This is a genomic window from Kitasatospora sp. GAS1066B, from assembly GCF_041262605.1.
GTDB lineage: Bacteria > Actinomycetota > Actinomycetes > Streptomycetales > Streptomycetaceae > Kitasatospora.
Window position 1 is genome coordinate 53,264 of record NZ_JBGCCO010000042.1, and the last position, 14,810, is coordinate 68,073.

The 14,810-nt window shown below is 74.3% G+C and carries 12 protein-coding genes; 5 read left to right on the top strand and 7 right to left on the bottom strand.

Going from position 1 to position 14,810, the window contains the following annotated elements:
- Positions 1–10: 10 nt before the first annotated feature.
- On the top strand, positions 11–1,018 hold the full coding sequence (gene ligD, locus ABH937_RS33695) for a non-homologous end-joining DNA ligase (protein ID WP_370220438.1): 1,008 nt from the start codon (positions 11–13) through the stop codon (positions 1,016–1,018).
- A 4-nt stretch (positions 1,019–1,022) separates the two neighbouring features.
- Here ligD and lnt read toward each other — a convergent pair whose 3' ends face one another.
- On the bottom strand, positions 1,023–2,576 hold the full coding sequence (gene lnt, locus ABH937_RS33700; RefSeq protein WP_280693167.1) for an apolipoprotein N-acyltransferase: 1,554 nt from the start codon (positions 2,574–2,576) through the stop codon (positions 1,023–1,025).
- Positions 2,577–2,769: 193 nt separating this feature from the next.
- Here lnt and ABH937_RS33705 point away from each other — a divergent pair, with 193 nt between their 5' ends.
- Positions 2,770–3,297 (top strand): histidine kinase, encoded by a 528-nt coding sequence (locus ABH937_RS33705; RefSeq protein WP_370220439.1) that lies wholly within the window; start codon positions 2,770–2,772, stop codon positions 3,295–3,297.
- Entirely contained in the window at positions 3,294–4,787 is a 1,494-nt protein-coding gene (locus tag ABH937_RS33710) for a N,N-dimethylformamidase beta subunit family domain-containing protein (protein WP_370220440.1), read from the top strand. Before ABH937_RS33705 ends, ABH937_RS33710 begins: the two co-directional genes overlap by 4 nt.
- Before the next feature lie 7 nt (positions 4,788–4,794).
- On the opposite strand, the gene ABH937_RS33715 is transcribed toward ABH937_RS33710, so the two are convergent.
- Positions 4,795–5,688, bottom strand: coding sequence for a carbohydrate kinase family protein (locus tag ABH937_RS33715; protein WP_370220441.1), 894 nt, complete (start codon positions 5,686–5,688; stop codon positions 4,795–4,797).
- The gene (locus tag ABH937_RS33720) at positions 5,685–6,614 is read right to left on the bottom strand and encodes a pseudouridine-5'-phosphate glycosidase (RefSeq protein ID WP_370220442.1); all 930 of its coding nucleotides are present in this window, start codon (positions 6,612–6,614) and stop codon (positions 5,685–5,687) included. Before ABH937_RS33720 ends, ABH937_RS33715 begins: the two co-directional genes overlap by 4 nt.
- A gap of 335 nt (positions 6,615–6,949) precedes the next feature.
- Between ABH937_RS33720 and ABH937_RS33725 the strand changes: the two genes are divergently transcribed.
- Positions 6,950–7,180 (top strand): hypothetical protein, encoded by a 231-nt coding sequence (locus ABH937_RS33725; RefSeq protein WP_280693172.1) that lies wholly within the window; start codon positions 6,950–6,952, stop codon positions 7,178–7,180.
- Between the two features lie 5 nt (positions 7,181–7,185).
- On the opposite strand, the gene ABH937_RS33730 is transcribed toward ABH937_RS33725, so the two are convergent.
- A complete protein-coding gene (locus ABH937_RS33730; RefSeq protein WP_370220443.1) occupies positions 7,186–8,979 on the bottom strand; it encodes a SpoIIE family protein phosphatase in 1,794 nt (597 codons plus the stop codon).
- A 115-nt stretch (positions 8,980–9,094) separates the two neighbouring features.
- A complete protein-coding gene (locus ABH937_RS33735; protein WP_370220444.1) occupies positions 9,095–11,761 on the bottom strand; it encodes a TIM-barrel domain-containing protein in 2,667 nt (888 codons plus the stop codon).
- A gap of 293 nt (positions 11,762–12,054) precedes the next feature.
- Here ABH937_RS33735 and ABH937_RS33740 point away from each other — a divergent pair, with 293 nt between their 5' ends.
- Positions 12,055–12,426 carry an SHOCT domain-containing protein gene (locus ABH937_RS33740; protein WP_280693175.1) on the top strand — a complete coding sequence of 124 codons (372 nt, stop codon included), beginning with the start codon at positions 12,055–12,057 and terminating at the stop codon, positions 12,424–12,426.
- Between the two features lie 8 nt (positions 12,427–12,434).
- On the opposite strand, the gene ABH937_RS33745 is transcribed toward ABH937_RS33740, so the two are convergent.
- On the bottom strand, positions 12,435–13,772 hold the full coding sequence (locus ABH937_RS33745; RefSeq protein WP_370220445.1) for a recombinase family protein: 1,338 nt from the start codon (positions 13,770–13,772) through the stop codon (positions 12,435–12,437).
- A 362-nt stretch (positions 13,773–14,134) separates the two neighbouring features.
- The gene (locus ABH937_RS33750; protein ID WP_370220446.1) at positions 14,135–14,647 is read right to left on the bottom strand and encodes a hypothetical protein; all 513 of its coding nucleotides are present in this window, start codon (positions 14,645–14,647) and stop codon (positions 14,135–14,137) included.
- Positions 14,648–14,810 lie beyond the last annotated feature (163 nt).

Below are 14,810 nucleotides of genomic sequence, written 5' to 3' on the forward strand. Positions count from 1 at the left end.
CGTGGAACACATGGGCGAAGCCGTTGAGCTGCAGGTCGGGGAGCGGACGGTCAGGCTGTCCAACCCCGGCAAGGTGTACTACCCCGGCCCCGGCTACACCAAGCTGGACGTCGCGCACTACTACCAGGCGGTCGCCGAGGCGGCGCTGCGCGGGCTGCGCGACCGGCCGACCACCCTGCAGCGGTTCCCGGACGGGATCGAGGGCGAGTTCTTCTACCAGAAGCGGGCCCCGAAGAACACGCCCGACTGGCTGCCGACCGCCCGGATCGCCTTCCCCAGCGGGCGGTTCGCCGACGAGATCTGCCCGAGCGAACCGGCCGCCGTGCTCTGGGCGGCGAACCTGGGCTGCCTCACCTTCCACCCGTGGCCGGTGCGCCGCGGCGACACCGACCGGCCCGACGAGCTGCGCCTGGACCTCGACCCGCAGCCGGGCACCGACTTCTCCGATGCGGTGCGTGCCGCCCACCAGCTGCGCGAGGTGCTCGCGGAGTACGGGCTGACCGGCTGGCCCAAGACCTCCGGCGGGCGCGGCCTGCACGTCTACGTGCCGATCCGCGCCGACTGGCACTTCGCCGAGGTGCGGCGTTGCGCCATCGCGCTCGGCCGGGAGCTGGAGCGGCGGATGCCGGAGCGGGTCACCACGCACTGGTGGAAGGAGGAGCGGGGCGTGAAGGTCTTCGTGGACTACAACCAGATGGCCCGCGACCGCACCATCGCCTCCGCCTACTCGCTGCGGGCCCGCCCCGAGGCCACCGTCTCCACCCCGCTGCGCTGGCCGGAGCTGGACGCCGCCGCGCCCGGCGACTTCACGCTGCGCACCGTGCCGGCCCGGCTGGCCGAGCTGGGCGATCCGTTCGCCGAGATGGCCGGGCAGGCCTTCGGGATCGAGGCGGTGCTGGAGCTGGCGGACCGGCAGGAGCGCGACGAGGGGCTGGGTGAACTGCCCTACCCGCCGGACCACCCGAAGATGCCGGGGGAGCCGCGCCGGGTGCAGCCGAGCCGGGCCCGCAAGGAGTAACGCCCTAACCCTGCGCCGCCGGGTGCCGCTCCTCGGCCGGCGCCGGCACGGTGCCGCGCGCCGGGCGACGGCGCCGGGAGCGCAGCGCGTGGAGTGCGGCGGCGACGGTGACGGCCAGGGCCGTCCACGGCACCACATCACCGATCCGGTCGTACCAGGTGCGGGCGCCGGGTGCGGGCAGTGCGAGCCGGACGGTGAGCACGCCGCGCTGTCCGGTGCCGTAGCGGGCCAGCTCGCGGCCCTGGGCGTCGAAGGCCACCGACACGCCGGTCAGGGCGGCCTGCACCACCGGGCGTCCGGTCTCGGCGGCCCGCAGGGCGGCCAGTGAGGCGTGCTGCTCGGGGGCCCAGCTGTGCTGGAAGGTGGAGGTCGCGGACTGGTAGACGAGCAGCTGCGCGCCTTGCAGGACGGCGGTCCTGGACAGGTCGGGGAAGGCCGACTCGAAGCAGATCAGCACCCCGGTCGGCAGCGGTTGCCCGGTGCGGTCGACCGGCTCGAAGAGGTGGAAGCTGTGGCCCGGGGTGCGGTTCTCGGCGGCCGCCTTGCTGATCCCGGTCAGCCAGCCGAGCGCCGAGCGGAACGGGATGTACTCGCCGAACGGGACCAGGCGCATCTTGGCGTACCGGGCCTGGATGCCGCCCTGGTCGATCAGCACCGCGTCCTTGGAGATGTTCCCGTCGGCCTTCCGGGCGTCCTCGTTGACCAGCAGCTCGCTGCCGGTGGTCGCGGCGAGCGCGCGCAGCCGGGTGAGCGCGGCGGTGTCCCTGGCCAGGTCGGTGGTGACACTGCTCTCGCCCCAGACCACCAGGTCCGGACGGTCCGTCAGGGCGGTGGTGAGCGCGGCCGAGGCGTCCAGCCGGGAGGCCCCGTCGGGGGTGAGGCCCGGCTGCACCAGGGCCAGGGTGGCGGAGCGCACCGGACGCGGGGCGGCGGTGAGCGCGAAGGCGGCGGGGCCGGCGAGCAGCAGGGCGACGGCGGTCAGCGCGCCGAGCGCCCGGACGGCGCCGCGCGCGGCGAGCAGCGCGATCAGCACGGCGGTGTTGACCGCGACCAGCACGGCGCTGAGCAGCCAGACGCCGCCGATCGAGGCCAGCGCCAGCACCGCGGGGTGCTGCCACTGGGTGGCGCCGAGCAGCGCCCACGGGCCGCCGAGGGCTTGCCAGGAGCGGGCGAACTCGGCGACCACCCAGACCGACGGCAGCACGACCAGCGCCGCCAGCGCCCGACGCGCCGTCAGCGGGGGCCGCAGCAGCGCCCAGGCCGCCAGGCCGAGGCCGGTCTGCAGCGCGCCGAAGACGATCGCGATCAGCGGCAGCGCCGGACCCACCGAGGGCAGCAGCCAGTACATCGCGGCCAGCACGTACCCGGTGCCGAACCACCAGCCGCGCACGGCGGCTTCACGCGCCCGCGGGGCGGCGCGGAACAGCAGCAGCGCCGGGATCAGGCCGACCCAGGCCAGCGGCGCCAGGTTGAGCGCGGGGAAGGCGAGCACCGGCAGCATGCCGGCCACCAGCGAGCCGTAGCGGGCGGGAACGGTGAGCGCGGCGCGTAGCGACATGGGCCGATTGTCCGCTTCCGCACTGGTCAGCACCATGACACCGGCCCCTTCGGTCGCGCGTGTCGCAGCGTCGGCGGGGTGTGCCGAGCCACCCGGACGGACGCGGTTGCTGACACCGGGTCAGCTACCGTGCCCGATAGCCTGCACCGTACCGCCCTGGAGCTGTCCCGGAGTGGCCCTGGAGAGGAAAACGATGTCGGACGACACTCACACGATGCTCTTCGTCACCTTCGACGATCCGGCCGCCGCGCACGCCGCCTTCACGGAGGCGAAGGAACTGCCCGGGGCGCGGCAGGCGGCGGTGCTGCGGCGCTCGGCCCAGGGGGTGCTGGACACGCCCGAGAGCTGGGTGCGCGGCGCCGGGGCGCCGACCGTGGCCAGCGGGATCGTCGGCGGCCTGCTCGGGCTGTTCGGCGGCCCGATCGGTGTGCTGCTCGGCTGGACGGCCGGCACGGTGGTGGGCGGGGCCGCCGAGTGGCGACACTTCGAGGAGGGGGCCGAGGGCCTGCTGGTGTACAGCAAGGACCTGGCCGAGGGGTGCGCGATGCTGATCGTGGAACTGCACGAGCGCCATCACGAGCCGGCCGACGAGCTGGCCGCCCGGCACGGCGGCACCCTGCTGCGCCGCCCCGCCGAGGAGGTGGCCGCCGAGGTCAGGGCCGCCGAGCGGGCGGCCGACGAGGCCACCCGCGCGCAGCGGGGTGAGCGCGGCGAGGAGTGAGCGGCGCCGGTCGATCCGGGCTGCCGCGCGGTGTCCGCCTGCTGGCGGTCCCGGCGGTCCTGGTGGTCTGCGCCGGGCCCGCGCTCGGTGGCTGCTCGGGCGGGACGGGACACGGGTCGCCCGACGCCGGCAGCACGGGCTCCTGGAGCGTGCGCGGCGAGAACGCGCTGCCCGGCACGGCGGACTGGGCCATCACCCGGCCGGGAGCCCCCGACGAGATCCAGGGCTATGCCGACCACGTGGGCGTCCGCCCCGGGACGGCGGTGCGGCTGCTGGTCTCCACGCGGGCGAGCTCGTTCACCGTGCGCGCGTACCGCTTCGGCTGGTACGGCGGCGCGCGGGCGCGGCTGGTGTGGACCTCGGCGCCGGCGGTGGGCGAGCGCCAGGCGGCCGCCGTGGTGGACGGGCGCGGCACCGCCGTCGCGCCCTGGCGGCCGAGCCTGACCGTGCCCACCGACGGCTGGCCGCCGGGGTCCTACCTGCTGCGACTGGACGCGGCCTCCGGCGGGCAGCGCTGGGTGCCGCTGACCGTCGAGTCCCCCGCGACGGCCGGCCGGGTGGTGCTGCTCCAGCCGGTGACCTCCTACCAGGCCTACAACACCTGGGGCGGCGCCAACCTCTACACCGGCCCGGACGGCACCGCGGCGACCAGGGCCCGAGCGGTCGCCTACGACCGGCCGTACCAGGACGAGGACGGCGCGGCGGACTTCTTCACCCTGGAGCAGCCGCTGGTGGTGTACGCGGAGCAGCTCGGGCTGCCGCTGGCCTACCGCACCGGACTCGACCTGGAGCAGGACCCGGGCGCGCTGGCCGGCGCCGCGGCGGTGGTGAGCGAGGGACATGACGAGTACTGGTCGCCCGCCATGCGCGCCACCCTCACCGCGGCCCGCGATCACGGGGCCAACCTGGCCTTCCTCGGCGCCAACGCGATCTATCGCCGGATCCGCTTCGAGTCCTCCGCGCTGGGCGCCGACCGGGTCGAGGTCAACTACAAGGTGCCGCAGGAGGATCCGCTCTACGGCAAGGACGACGCCCAGGTCACCGGGAACTGGCCGGATCCGCCGGACGCCGACCCGCAGAACGCGCTGACCGGGCAGGGCTACGCCTGCTACTCGAGCACCAACGGGCCGCTGGTGGTGGCGGATCCGGGGCACTGGATCTGGGCCGGCAGCGGGGTGCTCGCCGGGCAGCGGCTGGCCGGGCTGGTGGGCCCCGAGTCGGACCACGTCGACCCGGTGAACCCGGCGCCCGCGCCGCTGACCGTGCTGGCGCACTCGCCGGTGGCCTGCGCCTTCGGGCCCGCGACCACGGCCGACGCCACCTACTACACCGCGCCGAGCCGGGCCGGGGTCTTCGACGCGGGGACGGAGAACTGGGTCTGCGCGCTGCGCGACGACAGTTGCCCCGGGGTGCCGGACCAGGTGCGGCAGGTGGTCCGCACGGCCACCGCCACGCTGCTGGCGAAGTTCGCCAACGGAGCTGCTGGTTGACGATACGTCAGATCGGCCGCCCGCCTATCACGCTGACCGCGTCGGCCCCCGCGCGGCAGCCGGCGGCGGTGGCCGCGGCGAGGTCGGCGCCGCGCAGTCGGGCGGCCAGGAAGGCGCCGGTGAAGGCGTCGCCCGCACCCGTGCTGTCCACTGCCGAGGCCGGCACGCCGGGGACGTGGGCCAGCACCGCGCCGGCCTCGGCGGCGAGCGCCCCGGCCGGGCCCAGGGTCACGACGACCTGCCCGAAGGCGGCGCTGAGCCGCTCGGCGGCCTCGGCCGGGTCGGTGGCGCCGCTCAGCAGGCGGGCCTCGGCCAGGTTGGGCAGCAGCAGGTCGGCGCCCTCGATCGCGGCCAGGAAGGCGTCGACGCCGAGCTGTTCGATGAAGCCGGTGGAGGACGGATCGACGCTCACCGGCACCTGCGCGGCCCGGGCGGCGGCGATCGCGAGCCCGGCCAGCGCCCGGCCTGGCACGCAGAAGAGCAGATAGCCGGAGAGGTGCAGCCGGCCCGCGCCCACGAGCAGCGCCGGGTCCCAGTCCGCGGGGCCCAGGTGGTGGGCGGCGCCGCTGTCGGTCACGAAGCTGCGCTCGGCCGCCGCGTCCACCAGCGCGATCACCGTCGCGGTGGCGGCCTGTCGATCGACCGTCAGGGCGGGTCGCACGCCGGCGGCGAGCAGCTCGGCCCGGTGCCAGTCGGCGAAGTCGGCCCCGACCCTGGCGAGCAGCCGCGTCTCGGCGCCTGAACGGGCGGCCCAGGCAGCGGTGTTGGCCGCCGAGCCGCCGGGGCGCAGGGTGATCCGCGCGGCGGTGTCGGTGTGCGGGGCGAGCGGGGCGCCGAGCAGGGCCACGATGTCGGTGGCGATGTCGCCGATCACCAGCAGCGCGCCGGGCGCGCCGGTCACTGCTGCGTCCCCGCCCAGTGCGCGGCGATCTCGGCGGCGAGGCGGACGTTGCCGCGCACCGCGGCCAGGTTGGCCTCCAGCGAGGCGCCCTTGGTGTGCTCGGCCAGGTGGGCGAGCAGGAACGGCGTCGCGGCCTGTCCGGTGGCGCCCGCCAGTTCGGCCGCCGCCAGTCCCTCGGCGAGCACCCGGTCGTGCAGCAGCGGATCCAGCTGCTCCTCGGCGGGTACCGGGTTGGCCACCACCAGGGCGGCCTCCAGGGCGCCGAGTTGATCCTGACGGAGCATCAACTGTGCGACCTCTCCCGCCTGCTGGACCGTCCAGTCGACCGGGCGGCCGGAACTGCTCAGGTAGAAGCCGGGGAACTCGGCGGTGCGGTAGCCGAGTACGGTGATGCCCAGGGTCTCCAGCCGCTCCAGGGTGGCGGGTACGTCCAGGATCGACTTCACCCCGGCGCAGACCACGGTGATCCGGGTCCGGGAGAGCAGGGTGAGGTCGGCCGACTCGTCCAGGGTGCTGGCCCAGCCCCGGTGCACGCCGCCGAGGCCGCCGGTGGCGAAGACCCGGATCCCGGCCCGGGCGGCCAGGAAGGCCGTGCCGGAGACGGTGGTCGCCCCGCTCGCGCCGGTCGCCAGCGCCGGGGCCAGGTCGCGGAAGCCGAGCTTGCGCAGCGCCGGGTCCTCGGCGACCCGGGCCAGCTCCGCCTCGTCGAGGCCGACCCGGGCCGTGCCGTCCAGCACCGCGACGGTCGCCGGGACGGCGCCGCCGGCCCGGACCAGCTCCTCCAACTCCCGTGCCACGGCCAGGTTGCGCGGTCGGGGCAGGCCGTGGGCGATGATCGTGGACTCCAGGGCGACCACGGGACGGCGGTGGGCGAGGGCGTCGCGCACCTCGTCGGACAGGCGCAGGGCAAGCGTCGGCTCGGTCATCCCGTAATCCTGGCTCGCGCGGGGGCCTTCAAACCTGGTGGTGGTGAACGCGCGGCGGTGGGCAGACGGCGGCCCCGGCGGGCCCCGGCTCGGCTCGTGAGTGTCAGTCGTCGCTGAAACACTCCGAGCCCGAGCGGGCCCGGCCGGGGGCCTGGCCAGAGCCTGGATCAGGGTCACTCGGACGGCCGGCGTGACGTCCGCGTCGGCGGTGTGGCTCTCTCCGGTATTCCGGTGTACAGCCAGTGTGCGCCTAATTTCCCGCTGGTCAAGAGCCTGCCGTGGGCAATCGGTCCGCTCGCTGGGCGTGCGCCTGGGGGGAGGAGCAGCCTGGTGGTATGAACGCGAACGAGAGCCATGAACCGCTGATCGAGATCGCCGCGATGAGCAGCGACAGCCGGTACCGCCTGGTGCGCTTCAAGGGGCACCTGTGGGAGCCGGTCGATCAGCAGGAGTTCCGTGCGGAGGCGACCCGCCTCTTCCCGCAGATCGACCTGGCGGACCCCGAACAGGTCGAGTGGCAGGACCACCCCTGGGAGTGGCCGACCTGGCACCCTGGTGAGGCCTGAGGCACTCAGACCGACCGGCCTCGGTCCGGGTCGGCCAGCCGGGTGGCGAGGATGGCGACGTCGTCCTCGCCGTGCCCGGCGGTCAGGCCGGTCAGGGCGGTGTCGATCAGGTGCTCCAGCGGGGCGTCCGGATCGAAGCGCAGCGCCGTCAGCGCGTCGAGGGACTGCTCGATATCGCGATCGCGGCGCTCGATCAGCCCGTCGGTGTAGAGCAGCAGGGTCGAGCCCGGGTCGAACGGCAGGGTGATCGCCGTGTGGCCGCCGGTGCCGGCGCCCAGCGGTGGGCCGACCGGCAGGCGCAGCAGCCGGCCGTGCTGGTGCGGCCGGTCGAGCTGGAGCGGTGGCAGGTGCCCGGCGGTCGCGAAGGTGCAGCTGCGCGAGGCCGGGTCGAGCAGGGCCAGCGCGCAGGTCGCCACCCGCTCCTGCTCCAGCGCCTCGACGATCCGCTCGGCCTCCCGCAGGATCCCGGCCGGTGACCGCCGCTGCAGCGCCAACGCCCGCACCAGCGAGCGGTACTCGCTCATGGTGGCGGCCGCGTCCAGCCCGTGCCCCATGACGTCGCCCACCACCAGCAGGGTCCGCCCGCCGGGCAGCGCCACCGTGTCGTACCAGTCGCCGCCCACCTCGGCGCTGGTACCGGCCGGCAGGTAGCGGCCCGCGCACTCGACGTCCGGGTGCGGGGTCATCGGCTCGGCCAGCAGGGCCCGTTGCAGCGCCAGCGCGGACTCGTGCTCGTGCGAGTAGCGCTGCGCGTTGCTGATGCCCGAGCCGGCCCGACTGGCCAGTTCGACCATCAGCGCGACCTCGTCCGGGCTGAACGCGGGCGACTGCCCGCCCCGGGCCAGGATCACCACGCCGATCACCGTGCCACCCGCGGTCAGCGGCACGAAAGCACCCGAGTGCAGGCCCAGGCGCCGGTAGCGGATGACCCGTTCGGCGTTGGTCGCGCTGGCCCGCAGTTCCTCGTCGGTCGCGAAGTTGAGCACCACCGGCACCTGCTCGGCCACGCAGCGGGCGGCCGCCGAGCCGGGCTGCGGGTGGATCAGCGCGCCGGTGCCGCCGACCGCGGCGCTGGTGGCGACCAGCTCGGCGGAGGTGCTCAGCGCGACCCGACGCATCGTCAGATCGCCGCCGGGGTGGTCGTTTCCGTGCCGGTCCGGCTCCACGATGTCGACCAGGGCGGCGTCGGCCAGGCGCGGCACCAGCAGCCGGGTCAGCTCCTTGGAGGCCTGCGCCACGTCCAGCGTGGTGCCGATCCGGGTGGCCGCCTCGTCCAGCAGCGCGAGCCGGGTGCGGGCCCGGTCCAGGGCCTGGCGGATCCGGCGGTCCTCGGTGATCTCCAGCACCATCGCCAGCGCACCCACCGGTTCGCCGGTCGGTGACTCCAGGCGGTGGTAGGCGTTGTGCCACCAGCGCGGCTCGGTCGGCGGACCGGAGGCCGTGGTGCCCTCGACGGTGTGCACCCGCGCCTTGCCGTCGGCCAGCACGGCGACCAGCTCGGCCTCGGCGGCGCTCACGTCGATCCCCGGCACCACCTCGCCGATCGCCCGGCCGAGGTGGCCGGCCACCGGGATCCCGTTGATCTCGGCGAGGGCCTGGTTGACGTACCGGTAGCGCAGGTCCAGGTCGAGGACGGCGATGCCCACCGTGGCGCGGTCGAGGATCTGGCGCACCAGGTGGTAGTCGGCGAGCAGCGCGTCGAGCGCGGGCTGCTCGCCGAGCGCGGCGTCCAGCGCGGCCAGCAGCTCGCGGGCCTGGGTGTCGTCCAGGAAGGAGAACGCGCCAACGGGGTCGGCCATGAAAGCCTCCTGCCTGGCCGGGGGCAGCCCTCGATCTGATCATCGCATCGATGCCGAGCTGCCGCCGGGTGCCACGAGGACCGTGGCACCCGGCAGCTTGCGACTCAGCGGGGGCTCAGCGGGACAGACCGCCCGCGCCGGCCAGCAGCAGCGAGAAGCCGCTGCCGGTGGACTCCTGCGGCGTGCTGACGTGCACCACGCCGGCCGCCGCGTCGTACCACCAGCCGCCGCCGGGCTCCGCCGGCGCGCTCGCCGAGGTGGCGCGGGGCAGCGGGCGGCCGCCGATCAGCACCGCCCCGGGCTCGGCGCCCACGTGCACGGTGAAGTCGTACGCGCGGGCCGCCGGCTTGCCGGTGTAGTCGCCGACGCTCGGGCCGACCGTCACCTCGGTCAGGCCGTGGCCCTGGCCGAGCGCCCGGACGCTGACCTGCTGGGTGGCGTGGGCGCCCTGCTGGTAGGCGCGAGTGGTGCCGTCGTCCTCGTAGAGGGTGAAGTCCGACTGGCCCTGGGCGTAGATGTCGTAGTCCAGGCGGGTGGTGTCCCGGGTCTGCCAGGAGAGCGTGCCCTGCGGCCACATCGGCACGACGGCGCCGGCCTTGACGAAGAGCGGCAGGGTGTCCAGCGGTGCCTGGTAGCCGTTGACGGTGGTCGGGCCCTGGTAGGTCTTGCCGGTCCAGTAGTCGACCCAGGTGCCCTTGGGCAGGTAGATGCCGTTGCGGGTCTGCGAGCCGTCGTAGACCGGTGCGATCAGGAAGTCGTCGCCGGAGAGGAACTCGTACTTCGCCGCGTCCCCCCAGGTGTTGGGGTCGTTCGGGTAGTCCAGGACCAGCGGGCGGACCGGGCCGACGCCGCTGCTGTGGGCCTGGGCGGCGAGCGTGTAGAGGTAGGGCAGCAGGCGCTCCTTGAGTTGCAGGTAGCGGTTGTTGATCGAGGTGTACGGCTGGCCGAACCGCCAGGGCTGCTTGTCGGTGGTCGCCCAGCCGTCCATGGTCATGATGGTCGGGATGAAGGTCTTCCACTCCAGGTCGCGGGTCTCGACCTGCGGATCGCTGCCGAAGATGCCGCCGACGTCGCCGGTGTCGTAGGCGATGCCGGACATGGTGGCGCCCGCGTAGGTCGGGATCTGCCAGCGCAGGTAGTCGGTGGTGCCGGTCTGGTCGCCGCTCCACACCACGCCGCAGCGCTGCACGCCGGCCCAGGAGACCGGCAGCCAGACGAAGCCGCGCGCGTCGCTGTTCTGTTCGATGCCGTCCTTGGCCTGCTGGCAGCCGTCCAGCGCGAACTGGTAGCCGGGGCCGACCCAGCCGACGTCCAGCTTGCGCACCCGCACGCCCGCCTTGACCTCCTCACCCTGGTTGGGCAGGCCGGTGGAGGTCCACAGGCCGAGTTGCATCTGGTGGGCGCGCAGGCCGTCGCCGGTCTGCTGGAGGTTCTCGTAGCCGCAGCCGTAGCCGTCGTTGACCAGCATCCAGCCGAGCGGGGTCTGGTTCTGGGTGTAGCCGTCGGCGACCTTGAGCGCGTCCAGGGTGTGCCGCTCACCGCGATTGGCGTTGTGCAGGTAGCAGTCCGAGTCGCCCGGCTCCAGGCCGTAGACCGGGGGCATGAAGGGCTTGCCGACCAGGTCGGTGTACTGCCCGATGATCTTCTTCAGGTCGGGGCCGTAGAAGTAGTAGCCGTCGAACCGGCGCTCCTGGGCCGAGGTGGTGACCGGGTCGCCGAAGTCGTAGACGCCGGGGGCGAAGGTGTCGCGGAAGACGCCGTAGCCGCTGCTGGAGAGGTAGAACGGCTGGGAGTTGTTGTAACCGCCGTCGTTCCAGTTGTAGTTGTTGGCCACGTTCACCCGCTGACCGCGGTGCGAGAAGCTGCCGTTCTGCTCGCCGCCGCCGTAGAACTGCTCCTGGGGGCCGCGTGCCAGGGTCTGCTGCATGGCGTCCCCGGTCCAGGTCAGGCCGCGGGTCTCCTGCCAGACGACGGTGCGGTTGTCGGACTGGTAGAGCGCGAAGCGCAGCGGGTTCTTGTAGGCGCGCAGCACCACGTCCTTGGAGGCCAACGCCCAGTAGTCGCCGGCGTCCCAGCTGCGGGTGCCGGCGATGGCCGACGGCGGGTCGGGGACCATCTCCTTGCCCGGCGGGTCGGTGAAGGTGCCGTCCGGAGCCAGCTGGAGGCGGAACACGTCGTCGGCGGTGAAGTCGACCCGGGCCTTGGCGGTGCCGGCCTGGATCAGGTAGCCGTTGCCGTCGTGGCTGAGCGCGGTGGCGGCGCCGACCGTGGTGGGCTGCGGGATGTTCGCGGTCCCGGTGTAGCCGGACGCGGCCACCGAGTACGGCACCACCAGCACGTGGTAGAGGCCCGAGGCGTTCGGGATGATGGCCGCGTTGGGCGCGGTGGAGTTGGTGCTCTCGGCGACCTCGTGGCCCGCGCTGTCGTAGATGTAGAGGTCGAACTCGTCGTTCGCGCCTGGCCAGTTGATCGAGACCGGGACGCCGCCGTCGGGGTTGCCCTGCCAGTAGCTCGCCGGGACGTCGACGGTGATGTCGAAGTGGTCGCAGGTTCGGTTCTGCGGATCCCGGGCCTGGGGCGGGCAGTGCGACGGGTCGGGGACCGAGGCGTTGGTGTAGCTCTGGCCCTGCCAACTGAGGGTGCGGCTGCCGGTCAGGGCGAGGGTGCCGCCCGGTGGCGCGGCCGCGTGGGCGGCGACCTGGCCGCCGAGCAAGGCGCAGAGCACGGCGAGTACGGCGGTCAGAACGAAGGTGCGGGGCTGGGAGGTTCGGCGCGTTCGCATGCGGCCGTCCAGGGGTGGGGAGTGGCGGGTGGAGTGGCAGGCTGGGACTCTGTGGCGCGGCCATGACAGGAGAGGGCTCGCGGTCCTGGGTGGGCCGGTGACCGGGGCCGACAGTAGCAGTGCGTTTCTGCGCGCTCAATGGAGTAGTGCGCACGAATGCGCACGAGCTTTATAGGGCGCACTCATAATCGCGGCGCACACTGGAGGAAACCCGACAAGTCGGGCTGTGGGGCTGACGGTTTCGACAGCGAGGCATCGAGGTCTCGTGGTCGAGGTCGGAGAGGTGGTGTGGGATGTTCTTCCACCGCTATCACCACGGAGGTGGCGTCGGCGGCTGGCACGCCGGGTTCTGGCTCTTCTCGATCGGCGGGTTCCTGCTGCTCGCGCTGCTGGTGGTGCTGATCGTGATGCTGATCCGGTATGCGGGGAGTCGCCACCACGCGTCCGCGCCCGGGGGAGCGATGAGCGGTCCGGTGAGCGGCGGCTGGCACGCCCGGCCGGGCGGCGAGGCCGAGCGCATCCTCGGGGAGCGCTATGCGCGCGGCGAGATCGACGAGGAGGAGTACCAGCGGCGGTTGTGGATGCTGCGTGATCCCGGCGGCGGGCCGGGCGACGGGTCCGGTGGCGGGCCGGGTGGCCCTGGGGGTGCGCCGCCAGCGGGCTGACCTGGTGGTCAGCGCGGCAGGATCTCGATCCGGGACGGGTCGAAGACGCTGCGGCTGGTGGAGGAGGCGGCGATCCGGATGCCGGCGAAGAAGTGCCGGAAGACCGCCGCCTTGCGGGCCGGCGAGAGCCGGGGCCAGCCGAACCTGGCCGCCGGTCCGGTCGGCACACCGTGCAGCGCGGGGTGGTGGACGGCGGGTTGGTGCGCGGCGGGTTGGGGCCTGTCGTCGCCGGGAGGCTCCGGCCGGCTCGGGAGCAGCGCTTCGAGCAGCGCGATCGCCCGCTCGGCGACGTGGGCCTCCAGCGACTCGGCGCCGATGTGCCGCGTGCAGTGCTCCGCCTCCAGGCTGCTGTTCGAGGTGCAGGCGTAGGTCGGGTAGCTGCCCACCATCGAGCCGACCATGTGGCGCTCGCACCGGGTGCAGCGCACCAGCGAGGTCAACGGGTACTCGCGCCGCGGCTTGCGGGTCGCGGCCTGCTCGCGGACCCGGTCGGTGCGCAGCCGCTGCGCCGCCTCCCAGTCGGCGACGCTCACGCACGGGGGCCAGCCGGCGGTCAGGTAGTCGCCGTCCGCCGCCCGAACCACCGTGCCGGCCAGCAGCCGCAGCCCCGCGTACCGCGGGGCCTCGATCAGCCGGCCGACCCCGCTGACGGTCCACCTGTTCCCGTACGCGGTCGGGATCCGGCGCTGGTTCAGGTCGAGCGCGAGGGCGCGCAGTGACTCGCCGCCGAGGAACCGGGCGAACAACTCGCGGACCACCTGCGCCTCGTCCTCGACGAGTCCGGTCATGCCGGGGGTGTAGCCGAACCGGCGCAGCCCGCCGCCATGGCTCCGCCCCGCCTCGGCGGCGGCGCGGTGCGCGTCGCGGGCGCGCTCGGAGGTCCGGCGGGCGGCGCGGCAGGCGCGTTCGGCGGGGCGCAGCAGCGCGTCCCGGACTGCGGGGTCGTCGAGGTCGTGCGGGTGCCCGTGCAGCCGGACCCCGTGGCGGGGCGCGAGGGTGAGCAACTCGGCGAGTGCGCACGGATGTTCCTCCAGGCGCTCGGCCCGGTCCAGGAAGAGGTGGTGGAACTCCTCGGCCCGGATCGCGTCGAGCAGCGCGGCCCACCCGGGCAGCGTGCGGGCGGGCATCGGAGCGGCGGGCGGGCGGGAGTCGGCGAAGACGTGTCGGGCGGCCACGATGAGGCCGAGCGCGGCGGCCCGCTCGCGGGCCAGTGCCTCCTGGAGGTCGAGGTCCAGCCGGGCGTCGGCGTCCTTGCCGACGTCCTTGCTCGTGTCCTTGCCGGGTGAGGGCCAGCAGTAGACCGCGGCACGGCGATCGGGCTCGCCGGTGGGGGAGGCAACGGGCACGGTCGGTCCTCGGGTCTGGGCATGGCGGCATCCGCGAACGGTGTCCGGCCGGACCGGCCGTCGCGGCGCGCGCAGGGGAGCCCGAGGCGGTCAGGCAAGGACGACCTAAGGAAGGCTAGCCTAGCCTAATTCTCGCGGGAAAGGGGAGCCCTGACGAGTGATCTGGTACTCGTCGGATTGACGGTGGGGTGACGGCGAGTGAGGTGTCGGGGCGTCAGGTCTGCGGGAGGGTGCGGCGGTGCGCGGCGACGCGCTCGCGGGTCTGGTCGCCGTGGTCAGCGGAGGCGCTCGCTCGCGGAGCCCGGGGCACGCGTTGACCCTCCCGTCGGGCGACGGGAGGGTCGGATCGGTGCGGTGGGTGCTCAGACGGGCATCGGGGTCCGGGCGGGGCGCAGGCGCAGGGCGCGGATGCGGATGGTCAGCAGGCGGGAGACGGCCTCGCCCAGGGCCATCAGGACGAAGGCGGCGACCCAGGCCTGCTGGCTGGTGATGTGCTGGTTGCGGCTGAAGTCGGCCACCTGCTGACCGAAGCCGGTGTGTTCGCTGGCCAGCACGAAGGCGATCCGGGCGCCGATACCGCCCACCCAGAGTGCGGCCGCGAGCAGGCCGGCCTTCGCGAAGGCGCCCTCGCGGGTGCTCCACACCCGGGTGGTCAGGCCGGCCAGGGTGCCGAGCAGCACGCCGAGGGCGGCCAGGCCGATCTCCAGGGCGAGGTCGCCGCCGGCGGTGGGGACCGACTTCAGGTAGATCACGGCGGTGGCGCCGATCAGCACGACCGGCAGGACCAGGCTCACGAGGTCGAGCTTGCCGCCGCGCATCTGCCGCAGGACGAGGAGGACCAGGGCGATCTGCACGCAGTACTCGGTGGTGTTCATGGTGGTAAGCCTCGCGCGGAGCGGGCGGGTGCGCCTCGGCCCCCGGGTGGGGCAGGGGGGGGGGGCCCCCCCCCCCCCCCCGGGGGGGGGGGGGGGGGCGCCCCCCGCCCCCCCCGGGGGGGGCGGGGGGCGGTTGGGGGGGTGGTTGCGGGCCCCCCCCGGC